Origin of the sequence: Paenibacillus rhizosphaerae, from assembly GCF_014192015.1 — a bacterium.
In the GTDB taxonomy this organism is placed as follows: Bacteria; Bacillota; Bacilli; order Paenibacillales; family Paenibacillaceae; genus Paenibacillus_AQ; species Paenibacillus_AQ rhizosphaerae.
The window spans coordinates 354,672-375,717 of record NZ_JACHXJ010000006.1; the positions used below are offsets into that span (position 1 = coordinate 354,672).

Genomic DNA, 21,046 nt, shown 5'->3' on the forward strand with positions numbered 1-21,046 from the left:
TAAGTCAAGGATTATTGTTAATAAGCATAAAAAAAACCTCCTATTAGAGCTTTATTGCTAGCTTTCTTCTAATAGAGGGTTTTAGAACTTAGTTCTTCATTGAATCACATCCGCCGTCGGCAATGGAATATACACGGCATCAATTTCACTTTTTTCATCCATTAATGCTTTTGCAATTCGATGTCCCCCATCAATTAATTGTCCGTCTGAACATAATAATATGGGGTACTCCATGTTGGCGTTGATAATCCGCTGACAATGAAGCGCAACATTGCGTATCGTTGGAATGGGTGTCCTCCTGCTATCTGCAAACCAACAATCCTGATCCAGTTCCTTTATTGAATCAATACTGATTTTATGAACGGGCAAGTTTTTGGATAACTCCCATAGTTTCTCTACATCCCAGAAATGTCGCCTTCCGTCAATCATCCTTCCGTGAATATGTTTCATTCGTGAAAGTAACTCTTCCACAATAAATCACCTCGGTTTTTCATCATATCAATAGACGATAGGGATGTTTAGTTCGTTCAGAACAGGCAAACATACCTCGGCTACGGCACGACGGCTGCCAGCGAGTTCTAAATTATTTCTTTCCTGTTAGGCACGGTTCATCATTACTTGGAAACCATCCTCTCACCTGACGCAGCCGGCGTTGAACTAACGCTTCCTGTTAATGGAAAGCCGCTCATGTCTTAGGTTGATTTTTTACTCCCCACTCGCATAACCCTTCCAAAACGGGTAATAGTGTTTCCGCTTGATCTGTAAGACTGTACTCGACTTTTGGAGGAACTTGAGGATACTCTTTCCGCTTCACCATCCCATCTGCTTCCAATTCTTTAAGTTGTGAACTCAATGTCTTAAAAGTAATAGCTCCGATCTGTCTCTTCAGGTCATTAAAACGAACCGGTTGATTTTCCGCCAGGAGGTAGATAATTACCATTTTCCACTTGCCGCCAATAACGGATAATGTGTATCCAAAAGGTGTGTCCTGAATATTTTTAACTTTGCCTTTATACTCAGCCATGCTCATGTTTGCACTATCCTTTCTGATAGTACCTATCAATAAAGTGCGTACTATATTTTTATTTTTTCTCATCTTATACTTGCCTTACTTTGAAGTAAAGGAGAGAAAAAAATGACTACAGTGAAAACCTACAATCACGATCTTTGGGATCACGGCATCACTCAGGGCTATAGCGTCAACGGCACCATTTACATTTCGGGGCAATTTTCCCACGATACGGAGGGAGCGTTTGTTGGCGAGGGAGATATCGAAGCACAGACCCGTAAGACGCTGGAAAATCTGGATCGCGTGCTGGCGGGATTGGGTGTCACGAAGTCGAACCTGGCTTATGTAGAGATCTATCTGACAAACGCGCAAGAGCACTTCGAGCCTTGCATTCGGCTGTTCAAGGAATACATCGGACAACACAGGCCGGCCGGTAGCTGCATCGGTGTAACATACCTGGCGTCTCCCGAGCAGCTGGTCGAAATCAGCGCCGTCGCACACACGAACTAATTCGGCCACCTGACAGTTTAGCCATACTTGGTTTTTCAAAAAGACTGGACCCTCTATGCCCGGCTTCCGTCTTTTATTGAGCAGAGGCTGCCGGAGCGTCAGTGGACAATGCGGGTAGATGAGTTAGCCTATTCCCAAATTGCCCGTCCGGAATGTGTGAACTGGAGAACGGTGAAAAAGCGCCTTCTGTGCTAACGGTTACTGCATTAGCAAAGGCGCTTCAAGCTAAGCCATTGGTTTTTATTAAAGGTATGGGACGGATCGTTCCCCGGCTGTCTAGAGCAGCCGCATCCCCTGCGCAATCACCCCGTAAATCGGCTCCATCTTCGCCTCGTCCACACTGGCCATAGGCGAGATGGCACGGATTCGTTCCGCCAAACGGCTTCGCACAAGCGGAATATTCTGCAGCACGCCTCCCTGCAAAATCAGGGCAAAGGGCTCTGCCGCTTCAGTCAATCCGATTCTTTCGATCACGGCCCGGGCCCCTAGAAACAACTCGTCGGCAGCAGCCTCGAGAATCATGCGCGCAGACGCGTCTCCCTCTTGCTCCGCTTCGCTCACGAGCTTGCTGAGCTCGGCTGTTCTCTCCACGCTGTATGCAGCGGAGTAGGCCCAGTTGAACAGTTCTTCTTCCGTTTGCAGCTTCAGATGATGCAGCAGCTTACCCGTTAGCGCCGTGGCACCGCCCCTTCCGTCATATCCGTGAAGTGCGGCAATAATGGCCTGCTTACCGATCCAATAGCCGCTGCCTTCATCGCCGACACGGTGGCCCCAGCCGCCTGCACGGGCACTTTTACCGCTCGCGTTGATTCCGTACACGATCGAGCCGGTGCCGGCGATGATCAGGATGCCGGGGTCGCCGCCCGTGGCACCGAGTAGAGCGGCCACGCCATCATTCTCCACGAGGATGCGGTCGGCCTGCACCTGCGTGTTTCGAAGCGCTTCATAGACAAGCTCCTCAATCACCTGACGGTCATAATCGGTATCCAGGCCGGCTAGGCCGAACACCGCGCAGGTCACATGCAGCGGTACGTCTACTGTGACGCCAGGGGAAGGTTCTGCGACCTGAGAAGGGATAGGAGCAGCAGCCACGTCAAACGGAGACAGCGTATTCCCTTTAACATCCAGCGCCGCCAGCTGCCTCTTGGCTTCCTTGATCGCACGCGTAAGCTCAAGCGCCGCGGCTTCGCGCCCTACTCCCTGGTAGTTGCATGATCCCGCACGCCCGCTCGCCAGCACCCGGCCCTCAGCGTCCGTAAGCACGGCCAGACACTTCGTTCCCCCGCCGTCAACGGCCAGAAGAGGAATGTTTGCCGTGTTCATCGGCTGCCGCTCCAGCCGGCCAGGATATCATCCAGGTTCTTCAGCGCTCCTTCCGCCTGCTTGCGGGCTGCATCCAGCCATTGCTCCTGAGTCTGCTGGCCCCCTTTCCGCTTCGCGATTACGCTTTGAATTTCTGAAGGAGCCGGCCCGCCGGGGAGCGTACGGATATCCACGAAATGAACCGGATCCAGCGCCATTCGCAGCTGCTCCTCCGTCAGCGCGAGCTTCCGGCCGATGACCTGCAGTGCGATCTCGTTGACCAGTTCCAGCGTAATTTGGTTAGCGGCAAGTCCATCGGCGACGGCACGCTTCACGAGACGGCTTACGATATGATGGGAGCTCCGGAACGACAAACGGTCGGAGCGCACCAGCGTATCCGCAAGCTCGGTCACCGTGGCAAAGCTGCCCTCGGTCCGCTTCCGCAACACCTCCTTATTGACGTCCACAGTCCCGATGACGCAGGAGAGCAGACGATACATCCGTTCCAGCACCTTCAGCGCCTTCCAGGCATAAGGCTGCATGTCGTCCTCGGTATCGACGATATCGCCGAATGGCGTGTTGTGCATCATGGTCAGCACCGTTTGGGTATTGCCGACGCAGCTGGAGAGAAGCGCACGCATATGCTCGAACGATACCGGGTTTCTTTTCTGCGGCATGATCGAGCTGATCTGCACGTAAGGATCGGCCACGCGCAGCATGCCGAATTCCTGCGTGCACCACAGCAGGAAATCCTGCGACGATCTGCCCAGATTAATCGCGGCCAGCTGCACGGCCGTCATCGTCTCGCCGACGTAATCGGCACCGCCGATCGCGTCGTAGGAGTTATAGATCAGCTCGTTGAAGCCAAGCAGCTCCTTCACCCGCTCCCTGCTGATAGCGAAGCCGGAAGTGGTCAGTGCCGCCGCTCCCATACTGCTTCGGTTGCAGTTGGCATAAGCCGCCTGCAGCCGGCGGATGTCGCGGTCCAAAGAGTCCGCCATCGCCAGAATATAGTGGGCCAACGTCGTCGGCTGCGCCTGCTGCGTATGCGTGTACCCGATCATGATCGTGTCTTTATGCTCCTCTGCAAACGAAAGCAGCTGACTCTTGAGCGCAAGGGCTCCGCGAAGCGTCACGAGCAGCTTCTCCCGCAGCACGATCCGGTAAATCGCGATGCCCATATCATTGCGGCTGCGGGCCAGATGCAGATTGTCGGCAATGTCTCCGGCCGCTGCATGCAGCTCATGCTCAACCTGGAAAAACAGGTCCTCGAATTGTCCCGTATATTCCGCTTGGCGCAGCCCCTCCAGATCAAGGCCGCGGATGGCCGACGCGATTTGGAGGGCTTCTTCCCCGCTTACGAGTCCTTGCTCCTTCAGCATGATTAGATGCGCTTTGTTGATCGCCATCATCGCCCCGAGCAGGCTGTTCTTCGCTTCATCGAAAGCAGGCTCGAGCACGGCTTCCGTATAGGTACGTCCCGGAAAATGTCCGCCTTCCCGCTCCAAAATCTGTTCCCGATTCCTCATGTTGCCCCAGTCCCCTCCATGGTTTGATTTATGTACGCAGCCATAGTCTTTATCCGTTTAAAAATCAGGGTACGGCGCGAAGCCTGTCGCTCCGCGCCATCCCTTTCAAGCTTAATTCCTTCAATCGTCCATCCTGCATTCCAGCTCTATATCCATTACTTTTGGGGATTCGTCCCGGCGGATGTCGTTCCGGCGGAAGCCGCCCCGTCCTGCTTCAGGCTGATCATGTTCACGAACATGCGAATCGAGCCTGGAACAAGGCTTGGCATTTCACGGTACCAGACAATGGAGCTGTACGTGTAATTCCCTTTACCGTAAGGGGCTGTGAGGAACGTACCTGTAAACTCTTTCTCACCGGGATCGCCGTTCGAGATCAGCTCCGTGTACTCCTTGCCCCATTCGGACGGATTGTAAGCCGAACGGTCCTGTATCCAGTTCTCCCAATCGGCCGATGTAATCTTATTCGGCGTGTTAAAGATCGGATGATCCGGCGCAAGCATCGTCACCTTGGAATCTTCGTCCGTGACGCGCCATTCGATCAGCGGCTCGCCGATCTTGATCGGATACGGAGCGAGGTCCGGCGACCATTTGTCTTCCGGTTTGTGATACTGGACCACCAGGTTGCCGCCATTTTTGGCGTAATCGAGCAGACGCTGATTGCTAGGAATCAGCTCCGGCCGGAAGGCATAAGCCCGAATGCCGAGCACGATCGTATCGTACTGCGACAGATCGCCGAACTGGATCGTTTTGGCATCCAGGTTCGTTACATTCATGCCTACTTGGCGCAGCACCTGATCAATGTTGTCAAACCCGCTGGACACATAGCCGACCTTCAGTCCCTCCGGCACCTTCAAATCGAACGCTTGAATGGCCAGGTTGGCCGGCTTGACGTAATAGGTTTTGCCGATATGCGGATACTGGATGACCTGTACCGTTCTGCTGCTGTCTAGCGTTCCGTCGCTCGATACAGCCGACAAGCTGTAGCTTCCCGCCTTCACGCCCTCCGGCGCCTTGACGGTAAATTCAGCCGTCTTGGTTTCGTATTTCGCCGCAAAGCTCAATTCCTGCACTGCAGGCTCCACCGTCCATCCCTCCGGCGTTTTGAGCGAAACTTTCGTCTTCTCCGCGCCTGGCGCATAATTCGTCGCGGTCACCTTGACCGGTACGGCGTCTCCCGGTTTCAGCGTATTCAGAACCGCCGCTTCCGGACTTAGGGACAGCGCAACCGGCGGCAGCACGGCTACCGCATTATCCGGAACCGCATGCAGCGCTGCCGCCGTTCCGAACGCCTCATACCCGATATCCGCGGAAATCAGCGGAAGCGCGTAGGGATTGAAATCCTCCACCTGTTTCGGCACGGTGACCTCAAATTCTGTTTTGACCGTCTTGTTTTTGTCCAGCTTGGCGAAGGTCGCCGCTCCTGACGCTTTTGCATTCCAGCCTTCGGGAACATTCAGCTTCAGGCTGACCTTGCCGACATTCACGTCTCCGCCGTTAAAGGCCGTTACCGTCACCTTCGTGGTTTGCCCTGGAGTAAGCTCCCCGGTCTCCGGTTTCACCTTGACGACGACGGAAGTCGCCTCTTGGCTGGCTTTATTGAGCTGTCTTTCCTTCACGTCCAAGCGATGCAGCAGATCATTTTTCGCCGATGTATCCAAAGATGAGGACTTGACAAGCTCCACGGCGGTTTGAACATCCGCTTTCATCTCGTGAACTTCGCGGGCCACTTTCGCAAATGCGGGATAAGCCGCAATCACTTCGTTGGCGTCCTTTTGCAGCGTGTTCAGCTGCTTGGCGACTTTATTGTCCTTTCCTTTGGCGTCGATTTCTTTGGCCAGATCGTCGAACGTAAAGGCGATTCCGCCGAACAGCGACGCTGCCGGCTTCTCGTCCGCCTTCTTGCCGTCCGCCGATGCCTGCAGTGTGTAATAGGCCGTTCCTTGGCCTTCGTCCACTTGCCGGCCCATGCCCTGGCTCTTGTGCATATAGCGGGATTCTTCTCCGAGCTGGGCATAGGAAGCGCCGTACAGCTCATTGTATTCGTTGACCGGCAAAGAGACATCGTATGCCTTCTCCGTTGCTGGTACATAAAGCTTCTTCGGCTGCCAAGGCTGCAGCCCTTCCTTCAGCTGCTCCGGGAACACCTGCGGGTTGCCAGCATCTTTGAAGGCACGTACGGTCAGCACGTTGATCGCGCGATGATGCCCGTGCGTCGAAGGCTCGTTCAGGAATGCCGGAATCAGCACATCCGGACGTTTCTCCCGGATTTGGCGGATCAGCCGTTCATAAGCGACGTCCTCGCCCCATTTTTCCAACGTTTCGTCAGGGCTTTTCGAGAATCCGAAATCATAGATCGGATCGTCCAGCTTCTGGCTCAGGTTCGCCAGCGTCACATTCGTAATCTTCGATGCTTCCTGCAGCTCCCGTGTGCGGATGATTCCGAGGGCGTTACCCAGCTCACTGCCGATTTCGTTCTGCCCGCCTTCCCCGCGGTTGGCGATGACACTGTATGTATCCACGCCGAGCCCGAGCGAAAGATACGCGAGTGTCGCACTGTGCTCATCATCCGGGTGAGCTCCCGTATTCATCGCGCTGGCAATGGTGGTGAGGGGCTTGATGGCTTTCCATAAATCGACCACCCCCCTGTCAGCGGATGCCTTTCCTGGACCGGCTTGGAAAGCCAGCGTTCCAGCCATCACCAGGCTCATCGAAGCCGCCATCCATTGTTTCGCCCTGCGCTTCTTACTCCGTTCACGTTGACTCAAATTACTTCTCCTCCTTCAAGCGTGAGTGTTGGCTTGCAGCGGCAAATGCCGCTGTCTGCCTGTATCATTATCGCAATCGGCTCATCCCGCATTGGACAGGTCGCCGCGTAATGAAAAAAGGTATTCTTGTACCGCTTCAGGTTCAGGACAATCTATCGGTCAAATCGCGGAGCCGGCATTACCGCCAGTCAGCCTCCGGGAAACGTAAAGCACGAGAATAATCATGACGATTTGCAGCACGCCGTACGCGCAGGCGGTTCCAAATTCAAAGGCGTACATCCGCTGGAAAATCTCCACCGAGATCGGCGTCGTCTTGTTGGTATACAGCAAAATCGAGGCGACGAACTCGCCGATGCCTTCCACAAGCGCCAGCAGCGTGCCCGCCAGGATACCGCTCAGCGCCATCGGAAACACGACACGGCGGAAGGTATACCACCAGGACGCTCCCAAATTTCGCGCCGCTTCCTCCACCGAGCGGTCGGTTTGCATCAGCGTGGACGAGGTCGAGCGGAAGATCAGCGGCAGATGCCGGACGAAATAAGCCAGCGGCAAAATCCAGAAGCTGCCGATCAGCACCTGTCCGAAGGAGAACGCATTAGGCTCGCTGAACGCCGTAATGAGATTCACAGCCACGACCGTGCCCGGAAGCGCCCATGGCAGCATGATCAGAATATCGAGCAGTGTCTTCCCTTTAAAGTTCATGCGAACGATGGCATAGGCGGCTGCGACGCCGAACAACAGGTTGCCAATCGTCGCTGCGATGCTGATTTTGAAGCTATTGGCGATGGGACGCCATGTTTTACTGTCGGTGAAGAGATCCTTGAAATGGTCCAGCGTATAAGACGGCGGCAGCACTTGGGTCGTCCACTTCCCGTCTTCGGAAAAAGCGAGCAGCACAATCACCAGGATAGGCAGCATAAGAACGAGCACCCCGAGAAAGGACAACACCATCGCGGTGTTTCTGCCCGCTTTGCTTTTCACCTCGGTCCGATGAACGCTGACGCCTTTGCTCATGTTCTGGTAGTTCCGCGCGCCTTGGTACCAACGCATCAGAATGAGGAACAGAATGGACACGACGGACAGCAGCGTCGATTGCGTCGCAGCCATATCCAAGTCACCGTTGGTGCGGGACAGATAGATCTGCATCGTCATCGTCCGTTCAATGCCGAAGATCAGCGGCGCGGTGTACGACGCCATCGAGATCATAAAGACGAGCAGCGAGGCCGCGACGATGGCCGGCGTCAGCATGGGCAGAATCACCCGCCGCCAGATGGTGAACCGGTTCGCCCCCAGATTCGACGCGGCTTCTTCAAGCGACGGATCAAGCCCCTTGATCGCCGAAGACGCCGTCATATAAAAATAGGTGTACATCGTAAATGTATGGACAACAAGCACGCCCCAAATCCCTTTCAGCGTAAAAGGCGGCTTGTCCAGATGAAGCAGATGCTGCAGTCCCCGCGGAATAATCCCGCTGGAACCGTACAGAAATTCAAAGGATAACACCCCGATCAGCGGCGGCAGCGCCATCGGCACGAGGACAAGCACCGCCAAGAGCTTGCGGCCGGGAAACTCGTACCTCTCGAGCAGGAATGCCATGGCCACCCCCACGATGCCGCAGGTAATCACGCTAAGTACCGAAATGTATACGCTCGTCCACAGGGCCTCCAGATTCGCCGTATGTTCCAGACTGAAGAAACGGGAGTAGTTTTGGAGCGAAAAACTGCCTTCCATTTGCAGGCTCTGCAGGAACGTCTGGAAGAACGGATAGACGACATACGCCAAAAGAATAAGGAATAACGGCGCAATCAGCACATATACAAAATGCGGCGATCTCGTCAGCGAATTCCAGCGGCTGCTTGGGCGAATAGGCGGCGGTGCCAATTGAGGCTGAGGTTTGTTCATCGCTTCGGATCACCCCCTATTCCAAAAAATAAATGCTGTCCGGCGCCACGGTAAACAACACTTCCTCGTCCCGCTCCCTCATCCGGTGCCCCTGTCCGACAAACATCGCCTTCACGGACAACGGACCGGCCTGAGCAATATAATTCACGCTAATCCCGGTGAATTCCGACAGCAGTACCTTCGCAGCCATCGTATTGTCCTCGCCGCGTTCGGACGCGGAGGCCTCCCGAACCGCTTCCGGGCGTACCGACAATGTGACCTTCCGCCCCACGGCCAGCTTGCATTCGGGCGAGGCATTGTTGGCGAGGCCGGTCAGCCGCAAATCCGGTGCAAGCCGAACGTCCACCCTATCGCCTTCCAGCCGCTCCACTGTGCCTTCCCACAGATTGGACTCCCCGATAAACGAAGCGACAAAACGGTTGACCGGACGGTTGTAAATTTCATGCGGCGTACCGATCTGCTGCACGACGCCATCCTTCATGACCATGATCCGGTCCGACATCGACATCGCTTCCGACTGATCATGTGTGACGTAAATCGTGGTAATCCCCAGCTCCAGCTGAAGCCGCTTGATTTCCTGCCTTGTCTCTTCACGCAGCTTAGCATCGAGATTGGACAAGGGCTCATCGAGCAGGAGAATATTCGGTTCGATCACCAGTGCACGAGCGAGCGCAACCCGCTGCTGCTGCCCGCCGGACAATTGATCGATGCGGCGCTGCCCGTAGCCGTCGAGATGCACCAGCTTTTGGGCGCGCGTGACCTTCTCGTTAATTTCAGCCTTGCCCTGTTTCCGGACTTGAAGACCGAAAGCGATATTCTCGAATACGGTCATGTGCGGAAATAAGGCGTAGTTTTGAAAGACCATACCCGTGTTGCGCTTATTAGGCGGCATGTGGGTGACATTATGCTCACCGAATAGGATTCGTCCGTCGCTGGGGTAATAGAATCCGGCGATCATGCGCAAAGTGGTCGTTTTGCCGCAGCCGCTCGGACCCAGAAAAGTAAAAAACTCGCCTGGATGGATATGTACGTCAACGTCCTCCACACCTTTGGCCCCGCCGAATGTTTTGCTGACGCGGTCCAGCGTGACTCCGATCATCATTCGTCCTCCTTCAAGTCATTCACGTATCGAATGGATGATGGGGGCAAGTACGTAAACTGTTCCTATGATCGCTCTTGTTTTCGGATTTCTTGATTATATTGCACCTTTAAGGTAGAAATCCGAAAGCCAAATGCGACCGCTCCGCTTCTTCGGAATCATTTTACTCCCTTGCCTGCATCGTATTCTTTGATTTAACTTATATCGCTGCAGAAGTCTGCTTATCAAGCCGAACGCCGTCAGCATGAAGCACGGTCTGACGACCTTAAGCGTTGATTTTTTAGATTCTCGTTCTCACCAACTCGAATACTGCAGGCAGGCCCTGGTGGGGTGGTTCCCATCCCGGCCCTTGTTGCCTTGAAAGCTGCAACTCGGTTACTTACCGCCCTTGCCTTTGATATTCTCATCCCAATACTGCATCCATTCCTTCTCTTTATCCGCCAGAACTGTCCAATCCAAGTCCAGCGGCTTGGTATCGAGGTTTTTGTACCAGTCCGGGAACTGGCTTTTATCGATATCGGTCCGGGTTGGAATCTGGAACAGCTTGTCCGCCTTTTCCTTCAGCTGGCCTTCATCAAAAATAAAATCAAAGAACTTCTTCGCAGCGTCCAAGTTTTTGGCACCTTTGATAATGCCTACGCCATCCACCAATATCGGTGCACCGCTGGTCGGATAGATGTAATCGAACGGCTGCTTCTGCAGTTCCTTCTGAATCAGAATGTCCTGCAGGTTCCACAGCGACAGCTTGCCTTCCTGACGGGCCAGCTTCAAGTACAATTGAGTCGGGTCCTGCGTATACTCTTTCGTGTTGGCATCAAGCTTTTTCAGCCATTCGTAGCCTTTTTCCGGATTCGCAGGATCTTGGCGGTAAATCATGGCATCGTAGATCGTTCTCATCGTGCCGGACGCCATGACGCCGCGGATCAGAATTTGATCCTTCCATTTCGGATCGAGCAAATCGTCCCAATCCTTCGGCGCATCCTCCTTCTTAACCGCCTCGGAGTTGTACATGATGACCTCGGGCAGCAGCATCTCCCCGTACCAGCGGTCCTGCTCGTCTTTGTATTCGGCCGGAATGCTGTCCGCATAGCTCGGTTTGTACGATTCCAGCAGCCCTTCATTCGCCGCCGTAATAAAAGAGGACTGCGTTCCGCCCCACCAGAAGTCAGCCTGCGGGTTGGCCTTCTCGCCGCGCACCCGCTCCATGATCTGCTGGGCGCCCATCGTCATCACTTCGACGTCGATATCCGGGTTCAGCTCCTCGAACTTCGGCAGGATCTGCTCGACGACGTTTTTGTCGCGGGCGGTGTAGATGACAAGCTTCTGTGATCCTTTATCCCCGCTCGCTTCACCGGAGGCTGCCTGTTCCTTGTCTCCCCCGCCGCAAGCGGTCAGACCGACCGTCATTGTCAGAGCGATGGACATCATGCCGAGCTTGAACCATTTCTTTGCCATTGTTAATCCCCCTAATTTTAGGCTCAACATTGAAATTAGTTCTTAGTATCGTGCAGGGTGGCCGCTGCGGTTCCGGATCGTTCTTCCGATCGCTGTTGTTCCCAAATTTCTTGATCCACCTTTTCAACAAGGTAGAAATTCGATCACAGCTATGCTTCCGGAGCCAGCTTTCCTTCGGAAAGCTTTTAGCCGACCGCTTCCGCTTCTCCAGATCGATTCCGGCCCCTCCGCTACTCTGCTTATGATTAAGTACTGATTAGGATGTTGAGCTAATTTATAATTCATAATGTCAACTACCTGGATGCGAACGAGTGCGCCTCAAGCACGCTGTGCACCGCACCCATGAGGCCCGCGCGCTCCCGCAGCGCCGCCAAGCGGATTTCCGGCATCACCGGCACCCAATCCAGCAGCAGCTCGCGGATCCGGTTCAGCCCGGCTTCGTTCAAATGAACCATCTCGCCGCTCAAGACAAGCATCTCGGGATCGAGCACGCTGACCGTATTGGCCATTCCCGAAGCCCAGCCGTGATACACGTCATTCAGCAGTCCTTCCGCCTGCGAGCTGCCTTCCTCGCTCAGCTGGATTAACTGCCGGAGAATGCTCGTCTCCGGGTCGACCTCAAGCCCGAGCGTTTTCGCTTTTCCGTGTATGCCGTTCACCGAGAAATTTTTCTCGAACACGCCGAATTCGCCTTTGCGCCGTCCCGGCGAGTCACCGATCCGCATATACCCGATTTCTCCGGAGGCCTCCTTGCTTCCGCGGTACAATTGTTTGTCAAGGATAATGCCGGCGCCGATTCCGGTTCCGACGTACATATACACCAGGCTGGATACGCCGGATCCGGCCCCGCCGAAAAATTCGCCCTGCGTCATCATGTTGACGTCATTATCCAGCACCACCGGCAGCTGGAGGCGCTCTTCAATTGCCTTGCCTACGGGGAGGTCCATCCAGCCCGTGCTCGGAGCATGGCTGACGGTGCCGCTTCGGCGCTGCGTAATGCCCGGAAGCCCGACGCCGATGCCGATTACCCGGCCCCGGTCCGTCCCGCTCGCATCCAGCAGATGCTCCAGCGTTTCTTCGAGCGCCTGAAGCGCGGATTCCCCATCCACCGGCTGTTTCAAACGCGTATGCATTTGGGCCAGCAGTTCGCCCTTCATATCGGCTACCGCCATTTCAAGCTCGCTGCCTTCAAACACAGCGCCAACGACCGCATACGCCTGCACATTGTATTCCAACAGGATCGGCCTGCGCCCCCCTCTGGATTCTCCTGTACCCACCTCACGAATAAGCCCTTCATGAATCATCTCTTCCACCAATGCCGAGACACAAGGACGGCTAAGCTTCGTTTTTACTGCCAGTTCGGCTCGTGACAAGCGGGGCTCCTGCCGGAGCTGATGCAATATGCCTTCCCGGTTCATCTGCTTCACGAACTTGGCGTTCCCGGTTTTCCCCCTACCGATCACGATGTCATCCACCACCTTACTTTGTTAAAATAACTAACAAATCCAAATTTAGGCTCAAGTATATGAATGCGTTTTCAATTCGTCAATGCGGTTTCCCAAAAATGAGAAATCATTCCTAACCGTCGAAAAAGATCGAAACCCATGCTTCTTTACTCCTCTTTCCAAACGTACAAATTCCCGCCCGCCCCGGAATGATACGTTTTTTCCAGCCTCCTCCATCTCTGGAATGCCCTTTTTCTGAGGGTCGAATCAGAGTCAAACCGTTTCAGTGGGATACGACTTTCTTCCCGTATCCTTTTTCCCTGTGTTAATAATTGAAGTCCCACTAAATAACGAGAAAAGCCGGGCGAAAATCAGGCATAAATACCTGGGTATCGGCCGGCTCCTCTTCGGGTAACCTTTACAAATTTTCATGATGAATCCCTTCTGATGGAATATCACCTTTCAAATAGCCACAAAAAAAGGCTCCAGCGTTTTGAGCCGGAAGCCTTCTTCATGTCATCAATCGTTCATAGGGTTAAAACCTCATTTACCGTTCAGACTACGTCCATTACACTCTGCACCGACGTTGTCTGCTCAGCTTTGAATCGTACTTCCCCACTATGTGGCCAGCATCCATCCCGTTGATTCGGGCATGATGATTAATCTCAACGGTATCTTCTGAAGAATGACTGGATGTCGGGAATCAGAAAATCCGGTGCATCCATAGCGGCAAAGTGGGTGCCGCGCTCAAACTCCGACCACTGCACAATATTGGTATTGTCGCGTTCGGCAAACCGTTTTATCGATTTGAAATCATTTCCGAACACGGCCACTCCGGTTTCCGTCGTATTTGGTCCCTGCGGCTCCTGCGGCTGATGGGCGTTTTCGTAATATAACCGGGCGGACGATTCCGCCGTATTGGTCAGCCAGTACAGAGTAACATTCGTCAGGAGTGCATCCCTGTCGATAAAATCCACATGATCGCCGAATCCGTTAAATAACTCGGCTATCCAAGAGAGCTGGCCTGCCGGCGAATCCGCAAGCCCGTAGGAGAGCGTCTGCGGCCGGGTGGATTGGATCGCATTGAAGCCCGCCTGTTCATGAAAATTCGCCAGAAATTGGAGCCGCTTCTGATCTTCCTCCGATAAATCCGCCATCTCGGCAGGATCTCCAGAAGGGAAAGAAAATAACTGCAGCACATGGATGCCCCGAAGGCCTTCCGGCTGTTGGATACCAAGCTCTCTGGACACAAGAGCCCCGCAATCGCTGCCGTGTGACCCGTATTCTGCATATCCCAAACGTTTCATTAACGTATCCCATGCCTTGGCAATGCGGGAAATATTCCATCCGGGGCCGAGCTCAGGACCAGAGAAGCCGAATCCGGGAACGGAAGGGATGACGAGATGGAATGCGTTCGCCGGATCGCCGCCGTGGCTGCGCGGATCGCTAAGCGGACCGATCAATTCCAGAAACTCGACAATCGAACTCGGCCAAGCATGAGTAAGCAGCAATGGGAATGCATCTGGCTCCGGCGAGCGAACATGCATGAAATGGATCTGTGCTCCATCGATCGTCGTTGTAAACTGCGGATACTCATTCAATTGCGCCTCGTATTTCCGCCAATCGTACTCATTCTGCCAGTAGGACGCCAACTCTTTGATGTAGTCGAGCGAAACGCCGTATTTCCAGCCGGCCCCGTTCATCGTTTCAGGCCACCGTGTCCGGGATAGGCGATACCGAAGATCATCCAGATCATCCTGTGGCACGGCGATATGGAAAGGTTGGATTGCTGCACTTACCTCGTAAGAATTCGGGTTAACGGTGGTCATTTGATTTTCCTCCTCGAATGGGTTGTCGTTTGTCTTGCTTACATGACTAATATTAGACCACCCACCTTGACAGCATTATGTCAGGGTGCAGCAGGAGGCAAAAATATTTTAAAATAAAAAAGCCGCCCTCGGGCGGCTCTTTGTACCTTTAGCAGTGATCCTCATTTTAGCAGCTGTTTCATTTCATGTAGCGATACTCCAGGAGATTTTTCAAATTGGATATTTTCTGCTGCAGCTTCTCTCCGACATTCGTTTCCCTCACCAGCTTCCGCTCCAGTTCCTTGTCCACCAGTCTTTTTACAGACAATACGTCCGTTCCGTTGCATAACACATCTTCTCTGGAATTAAATTTCTGATGGGCGACAAGCTGCATGCCAAAGGAATTATACAGCAAGGTATATCCGGCAATGCCCGTCGTAGACTGATAAGCTTTGGAAAAACCGCCGTCGATGACGACCATTTTCCCGCCCGCTTTCACCGGGTTCTCTCCACGAATTTCTCTAATAGGCGTGTGGCCGTTAATGATATGTCCATGATCCGGATTCAGGCCAAAATCCAGCAGGATCTTCCGGCAGATCTCCTCATGTTCACGTAAATGGTAATAAGGGTTCTTTCTCTCCTTATGCGTTTCTTTATCTTGGATAAAGTACCGCTCAAAGGTGGTCATTTCTCTTTTTCCAAAGAGCGAGGAACATTCCCCTGTCCAGATGTACCATACCATATCCGTAGCCAGATCATCCGTCTCTTCCGGATGCGCAAAGGCGTAACGTAGATAATATTCGAAAACATCAAGCAGTTGACGCCCCGAATACAGTTTATCTCCAATCTGCATTTCTTCCATGTTTCCTTCTTCGTCCAAAGGAATGCAGCCGTGGATTAACAAATTCCCGTTGTATTTTAAATAAAGACTGCCCTTTTTCATCAGAAAATTCATATGTCTCGCCAGCTTTTCGGAATGCTGAACGGAGAACAGCAGCTTTTCCAGCACCTGCTGCTCCTCCTCTAATAATTGATCAGGCTGCTCGGGGTTTACGGTTGCAAAACAGGTGTATTCCAGCGGGTACGCTTTCCCGCCAATGTTGATTTCATTCTTGTCGTAATCGATCTTCTCCAGCAATAGCCTTTCGGACATATTAAAGTAAGGGCGTCTCTTAATAATCGGGATTTCAAGCTTAAACTGGATCATGGCAATGGCTTGATGAATTTTGGTAATCTGCAGGATTTCCGGCTCCGATACGTTATGGTCCGCTTGCAGCTTCGGTCTGAAGGACGGATTGTCATCATAGTACTTCTCCGCCAAGTTCAGCAGTGGGCGAAGATTGATTCCGTATACGTCTTCGATGATGTCCAAATTGTCGTATCTGGCGCAGATCCGGATAATATTCGCAAGGCAGACCAGGGAACCCGAATAGGCACCGATCCACAGGGCATCATGGTTCCCCCACTGGATGTCTACAGAGTGGTAGTTAATCAGCGTGTCCATAATTTTATCCGGTTCCGGTCCGCGGTCATAAATATCTCCGACCACATGAAGATGGTCAACCACCAGGCGCTGGGTCGTATAAGCAAGGCCGATAATGAGCTTGTCCGCCTGCCCCAAGGAGATAATTTGCCGGTATATTTCCTCATAATAAGGATCCTTATTGTGGGTCAAATCCGTCTTGTATAGAAGCTCTTCGACGATATACACAAACCGCTCCGGCAGAGCTTTACGCAATTTCGAGCGCGTGTATTTGGAAGAAGCATAAGAAATGAGCTTAAGCATGTGTTCAATCGTTTGTCGATACCACCGGTTCAAGGCTTGTTTATTGCACAGGTCTCCTTTTACCAGCTGTATTTTTTCTTCCGGATAATAAACCAACGCCGCAAAATCACTGATTTCTTGATCCGTCCAAACCTCACGGAACAAATCTTTGATTTTCTCTTTTACGGTACCCGAACCGTTTCTGAGCACATGCTGAAAAGCCTGGAACTCTCCATGCAAATCACTGACAAAATGCTCCGTTCCTTTGGGGAGGTTAGAGATCGCTTCAAGGTTGATGATTTCGGTGATCACTTTTTCTTCCGTATCATATTGCTGGGCCAATAAATCTAGAAACTGCGCATCCAAAACAGATGTCCCCCTTCAAGGAAAGATGGTGATGTATAACCTCGTACCTTTAAACTTAGTAAACTTAGTGTTAACAGTAAAGGAAAAAACATTAGGGTGGGTGATCATTATTTTGTACAAAACCCGAGCATGTCCTGCACCGCAACCTTTAGACTCATACTAACAGCTATTATAACTGAAACTTCCCACGCTATCCTGCCCGCTAGCTAAATAGTGGGGATCATTTCGGGGGAAACCCGCGTATCTAGAGATTCCACAGTAAGTCACCTGAAAGTTACCAGATGAAGTAATAGTGCCTCCTTGTGGTAGGTTCGCACGGGTTTTATACTTGAGCCAGACCTAGGTTGAACGATCGCGATTAAAAATCATAGCTTGGAGGACACAAGAATGAATAAACGTAAACTTGGAAATAGCAATGTAGAACTTCCAGTCATCGGCTTGGGTTGCATGGGAATGTCGGGCGGCGTGTATGGCAATGCGGACCGGAAAGAGAGCATTGCAACGATTCATGCTGCGATGGAGGCCGGCATTTCGCTCTTGGATACCGGAGATTTTTACCTGTCCGGACATAATGAAATGCTGGTTGCCGAGGCGCTGCAAGGGAAGAAGCGCGAGGACGCTTTTATTGCCGTCAAATTCGGCGTTATGCGCGATCCGCAAGGCGGTTTTACCGGTATCGACGGACGGCCGGAGGCCGTGAAAAATTTTCTGGCGATGACGTTGCAGCGCCTGAACACCGATTATATCGATTTGTACCAGCCCGCCCGACTGGATCCGAATGTGCCGATTGAGGAGACAATTGGTGCGATCTCTGATATGGTACAGGCGGGATATGTACGAAATATAGGACTGTCCGAAGTCGGCGTAGATACGATTCGCCGCGCGCATGCCGTACATCCGATATCCTGGCTGCAGATCGAGTATTCGCTTTTCAGCCGCGGCATTGAGCAGAAGATTCTGCCTGTACTGCGCGAGCTGGGAATTTCGCTGAACCCGTACGGAGTACTGGACCGCGGACTCCTAAGCGGCAAATGGACAAAGGAGCGCGCTGTCAAACCGGGTGATTTCCGCGAATCCAGCCCCCGCCTTCGGAAAGGTAATTTGGAGCGCAATCTGGAGCTTGTAGAAAAGCTGCGTAAGGTGGCCGAAGAACGAGGAGTGAATGTGGCTCAACTCGCTATCGCCTGGGTGATCGGGCAAGGGCAGGATATCCTTCCTCTGATCGGCGCCCGGAAACAGACCCAATTAGAAGATGCGCTTTACGCAGCGGAAATCGATCTTTCCGGCGCAGAAGTAGAGGTAATAAGCACGTTGTTTCATCCCGATGAGGTGGCGGGAGACCGCTATGACGAACATCAAATGGCATTGCTGGACAGTGAAAAATAAAATATGAAAAGCTCTCAGGATGGATTTCCTGAGAGCTTTTGCGATTGAGATTTACGCTTGCGGTGGTTTGCACCCCATTCAAACATGACGTCGAACAGCGGCACCAGCGTTTCCCCGTAAGAAGAGGTGGAATACTCCACCTTGGGGGGATTATCTGGAATAACATTCCGGTTAACCAATCCGTCTTCTTCCAACTCGCGCAGCTGCTGTGTCAGCATTTTCTGTGATATTCCCGGAAGCGCCCGCCGCAGCTCATTAAAACGCCGGGTCTTGCCAACCAATTCATACAATATCGACATTTTCCATTTCCCGCCAAGCACCCGGATCGTTTCTCCAACGTTGATATCGCATTCTTCTTCGGCATTTAGGGTCGGATGCTGTTCCTCAGTCGTTATGACCTGTACAGGCGTTATGGAGTCAAAAATTCCACTTTCCTTCGCCATGGATCAAAGCCCCCTCTTTTGGCAAGTGTCTTACTGCAAAGATAGGTAAGGCCAGATTAGTTAAATAGGATTGGATGTTACATACTCCTCTTTTAATATAAAATAATGAACGCTGTCATGAAGTACACCTTAAAACATATTATTTCTCCGAAGGGTACCTTCATATGTCATCCCTAAACGACTCATGACTTTACTCGAAACCTCATTCCTAATAGCTATTACAGATCCATACTAACATAGATAAGGCACCTATAGTTAAGTAAGATCCGAAAGCACGTCGTTGTCTACGTGTATGATCGATTGGTTAAGCATTATCTGGTTTCAGATTTCAGCTTATCAATATATTCTTTGCCTTCTAACAGGGAAAGACCTAAAGTTTCTCTTGCTTTTTTAATGGCTTTTACGTCTTCACCCTCTTTTATGAACTGACGTAGTTCATCATTTATTGGATTTTCAGGCAGTCCCGATTGTTGGGTTAACTGGTTTATGGTATATTGCATTCCTTTTATGCGACCTTCTAATTTACTCACCTTAGCCCATAAATTTATGATGATCAGGAGAGATATGATGATTAGAATGTACTCCATTTCCTAATGAAACCTCCAAACTCTGTGGTTTATCTGTAGAACTGCCAACTCACTGCCCCTCTGCTAAAGTCTTTGACCCGCTACGTATATCTCTTACGCCTTCCGAGCAGGAGGTGTGTAGAATACGTCGCCATGCATATGCTCAATGTTGTCCCAGTTGCCAGGATTGGTCGTGTCTGGAGAGCGGTGCTCCAGAATGGCCTGATAGAGAGCCGTTTTCTGCTCCAAATGGGCAACGTGCTGCTTGGCTTCCTCGAGCTTAGCGCGCGCGGCTTCTTTATGCTCCATGATGAGGGTGTAGCGCTGCGGAATAGACGAGTCCCCTTCGAGACAGAGGTCGACGTACGTTTTGATAACTTCAATCGGCATCCCGGATTGCTTAAGGCATTTGACGCCAAGCAGCCAGTTGATCGATTCTTCGTCGAACATCCGGATATTGTTTTTATCGCGCTGTACGCTCGGCACCAGTCCTTTATCCGTGTAAAAGCGCACGGCGTGTTCGGTAAGTCCCGTGATCAGGGCGGCTTCTTTGACCGTATGCATGGTAATCCCCCTTGGAAAATATTTATTTGAAAACGGCTTGCCTTCGTGTTACACGAAGGTAGTAGGCTTATTGTAAAGCAAACCGGCCGTAAGCGGAAGCCCCGCTGAGGTGCCCGGTTCCCGGGATTCGCGGCCGTTTGCCGTTTTACATTTCAACCATGGGAGGAATGACAATGCAAACCGTGACTTTAAATAACGGAGTACACATGCCAATCATTGGCTTCGGTGTCTACCAAATTCCCGATGCTGAAGAATGCGAGAATGCGGTATATGAAGCGCTGATGGCCGGTTACCGCCTGATCGATACCGCCGCCGGTTACTTGAACGAGGAAGCGGTCGGACGCGCGATCAAGCGCAGCGGCGTACCTCGTGAGGAGCTTTTCATCACGACCAAGCTCTGGGTACAAGATGCCAACTACGAGAGCGCCAAGCTGGCGTTTGCCAAATCCTTGAAGAAGCTGCAGCTCGACTATCTCGATCTGTACCTGATTCACCAGCCGTTCGGCGATTACTACGGCGCTTGGCGTGCGATGGAAGACCTGTACCGCGAAGGCAAAATCAAGGCGATCGGGGTCAGCAACTTCCTGCCTGATCGTCTAATGGACCTTATCATGCATAACGAAGTCGTGCCCGCCGTCAACCAGGTCGAAACGCATCCGTTCTACCAGCAAGTCGAGAGCGCCGCTTTTATGAAAGAGCAGGGAGTGCGGCACCAGTCGTGGGGGCCGTTCGCTGAAGGACGCAACAACTTGTTCGGCAACGAAGTGCTGACCTCAATCGCGGAAAAATACAACAAGTCCGTCGCCCAAGTCGTGCTGCGCTGGCTTGTTCAGCGTGAAGTCGTTGCCATTCCCAAATCGGTGCGCAAGGAACGGATCGTCGAGAACTTCGACATTTTCGATTTTGAGCTGAGCGCGAACGATATCGAACAAATTTCCACCCTCGATACGCGGGAAAGTCTTTTCTTATCCTACCACGATCCGGAAGTCGCCAAGATGATGGGCAACTGGGTAGTCGATCTGTAAACCTTATTTTTTTATGGCCCCTCTACCGCCACTACACCACAAAAGCCAAGAAGGTGCTATCCACCCTCTTGGCTTTCTCCAACCCTCTTACGGATTCTGTCACCGTA

17 protein-coding genes are annotated in these 21,046 nt (G+C 52.3%); 3 read left to right on the forward strand and 14 right to left on the reverse strand.

All coding sequences use genetic code 11. From position 1 onward, the window contains the following. Window positions 1-96 precede the first annotated feature (96 nt). Together FHS19_RS29320 and FHS19_RS29325 are read right to left on the reverse strand one after the other, a co-directional pair. Complete coding sequence (locus FHS19_RS29320; RefSeq protein WP_183585918.1) at window positions 97-471, reverse strand: chromosome partitioning protein ParB; 375 nt, start codon at window positions 469-471, stop codon at window positions 97-99. Window positions 472-685: 214 nt separating this feature from the next. Next, window positions 686-1,030: a winged helix-turn-helix transcriptional regulator gene (locus FHS19_RS29325; RefSeq protein ID WP_183585920.1), complete on the reverse strand. Its 345-nt coding sequence runs from the start codon at window positions 1,028-1,030 to the stop codon at window positions 686-688. Between the two features lie 105 nt (window positions 1,031-1,135). Between FHS19_RS29325 and FHS19_RS29330 the strand changes: the two genes are divergently transcribed. Continuing rightward, window positions 1,136-1,519: a RidA family protein gene (locus FHS19_RS29330; RefSeq protein ID WP_183585922.1), complete on the forward strand. Its 384-nt coding sequence runs from the start codon at window positions 1,136-1,138 to the stop codon at window positions 1,517-1,519. Between the two features lie 276 nt (window positions 1,520-1,795). Here the strand turns inward: FHS19_RS29330 and FHS19_RS29335 are convergent, their stop codons facing one another. The 9 genes from FHS19_RS29335 to FHS19_RS29375 form a co-directional block, all read right to left on the reverse strand. Then, window positions 1,796-2,842 carry an N-acetylglucosamine kinase gene (locus FHS19_RS29335; RefSeq protein ID WP_183585924.1) on the reverse strand — a complete coding sequence of 349 codons (1,047 nt, stop codon included), beginning with the start codon at window positions 2,840-2,842 and terminating at the stop codon, window positions 1,796-1,798. Continuing rightward, on the reverse strand, window positions 2,839-4,350 hold the full coding sequence (argH, locus tag FHS19_RS29340; RefSeq protein ID WP_183585926.1) for an argininosuccinate lyase: 1,512 nt from the start codon (window positions 4,348-4,350) through the stop codon (window positions 2,839-2,841). Before argH ends, FHS19_RS29335 begins: the two co-directional genes overlap by 4 nt. Before the next feature lie 155 nt (window positions 4,351-4,505). Then, window positions 4,506-7,058, reverse strand: a complete 2,553-nt coding sequence (locus tag FHS19_RS29345; protein WP_246426903.1) for an NEW3 domain-containing protein — start codon at window positions 7,056-7,058, stop codon at window positions 4,506-4,508. 216 nt (window positions 7,059-7,274) lie between these two features. Continuing rightward, window positions 7,275-9,017 (reverse strand): ABC transporter permease, encoded by a 1,743-nt coding sequence (locus FHS19_RS29350; RefSeq protein ID WP_183585928.1) that lies wholly within the window; start codon window positions 9,015-9,017, stop codon window positions 7,275-7,277. A 16-nt stretch (window positions 9,018-9,033) separates the two neighbouring features. After that, window positions 9,034-10,116 (reverse strand): ABC transporter ATP-binding protein, encoded by a 1,083-nt coding sequence (locus FHS19_RS29355; protein ID WP_183586319.1) that lies wholly within the window; start codon window positions 10,114-10,116, stop codon window positions 9,034-9,036. A gap of 375 nt (window positions 10,117-10,491) precedes the next feature. Further along, window positions 10,492-11,571: an extracellular solute-binding protein gene (locus FHS19_RS29360; RefSeq protein WP_183585929.1), complete on the reverse strand. Its 1,080-nt coding sequence runs from the start codon at window positions 11,569-11,571 to the stop codon at window positions 10,492-10,494. Window positions 11,572-11,864: 293 nt separating this feature from the next. Further along, window positions 11,865-13,034: an ROK family transcriptional regulator gene (locus FHS19_RS29365; RefSeq protein WP_183585932.1), complete on the reverse strand. Its 1,170-nt coding sequence runs from the start codon at window positions 13,032-13,034 to the stop codon at window positions 11,865-11,867. Between the two features lie 647 nt (window positions 13,035-13,681). Continuing rightward, complete coding sequence (locus tag FHS19_RS29370; RefSeq protein ID WP_183585934.1) at window positions 13,682-14,845, reverse strand: epoxide hydrolase family protein; 1,164 nt, start codon at window positions 14,843-14,845, stop codon at window positions 13,682-13,684. A gap of 178 nt (window positions 14,846-15,023) precedes the next feature. Further along, a complete protein-coding gene (locus FHS19_RS29375; RefSeq protein WP_183585936.1) occupies window positions 15,024-16,955 on the reverse strand; it encodes a fructose-1,6-bisphosphatase in 1,932 nt (643 codons plus the stop codon). Window positions 16,956-17,342: 387 nt separating this feature from the next. On the opposite strand from FHS19_RS29375, the gene FHS19_RS29380 reads away from it, so the two are divergent. Next, window positions 17,343-18,341 (forward strand): aldo/keto reductase, encoded by a 999-nt coding sequence (locus FHS19_RS29380; protein ID WP_183585945.1) that lies wholly within the window; start codon window positions 17,343-17,345, stop codon window positions 18,339-18,341. 14 nt (window positions 18,342-18,355) lie between these two features. On the opposite strand, the gene FHS19_RS29385 is transcribed toward FHS19_RS29380, so the two are convergent. The 3 genes from FHS19_RS29385 to FHS19_RS29395 form a co-directional block, all read right to left on the reverse strand. Continuing rightward, window positions 18,356-18,784: a winged helix-turn-helix transcriptional regulator gene (locus FHS19_RS29385; RefSeq protein ID WP_183585948.1), complete on the reverse strand. Its 429-nt coding sequence runs from the start codon at window positions 18,782-18,784 to the stop codon at window positions 18,356-18,358. Between the two features lie 311 nt (window positions 18,785-19,095). After that, the gene (locus tag FHS19_RS29390; RefSeq protein WP_183585950.1) at window positions 19,096-19,371 is read right to left on the reverse strand and encodes a hypothetical protein; all 276 of its coding nucleotides are present in this window, start codon (window positions 19,369-19,371) and stop codon (window positions 19,096-19,098) included. Between the two features lie 93 nt (window positions 19,372-19,464). After that, entirely contained in the window at window positions 19,465-19,914 is a 450-nt protein-coding gene (locus FHS19_RS29395) for a MerR family transcriptional regulator (RefSeq protein WP_183585952.1), read from the reverse strand. A gap of 173 nt (window positions 19,915-20,087) precedes the next feature. Between FHS19_RS29395 and FHS19_RS29400 the strand changes: the two genes are divergently transcribed. Then, window positions 20,088-20,939: an aldo/keto reductase gene (locus tag FHS19_RS29400; RefSeq protein ID WP_183585954.1), complete on the forward strand. Its 852-nt coding sequence runs from the start codon at window positions 20,088-20,090 to the stop codon at window positions 20,937-20,939. Window positions 20,940-21,046: the final 107 nt, after the last annotated feature.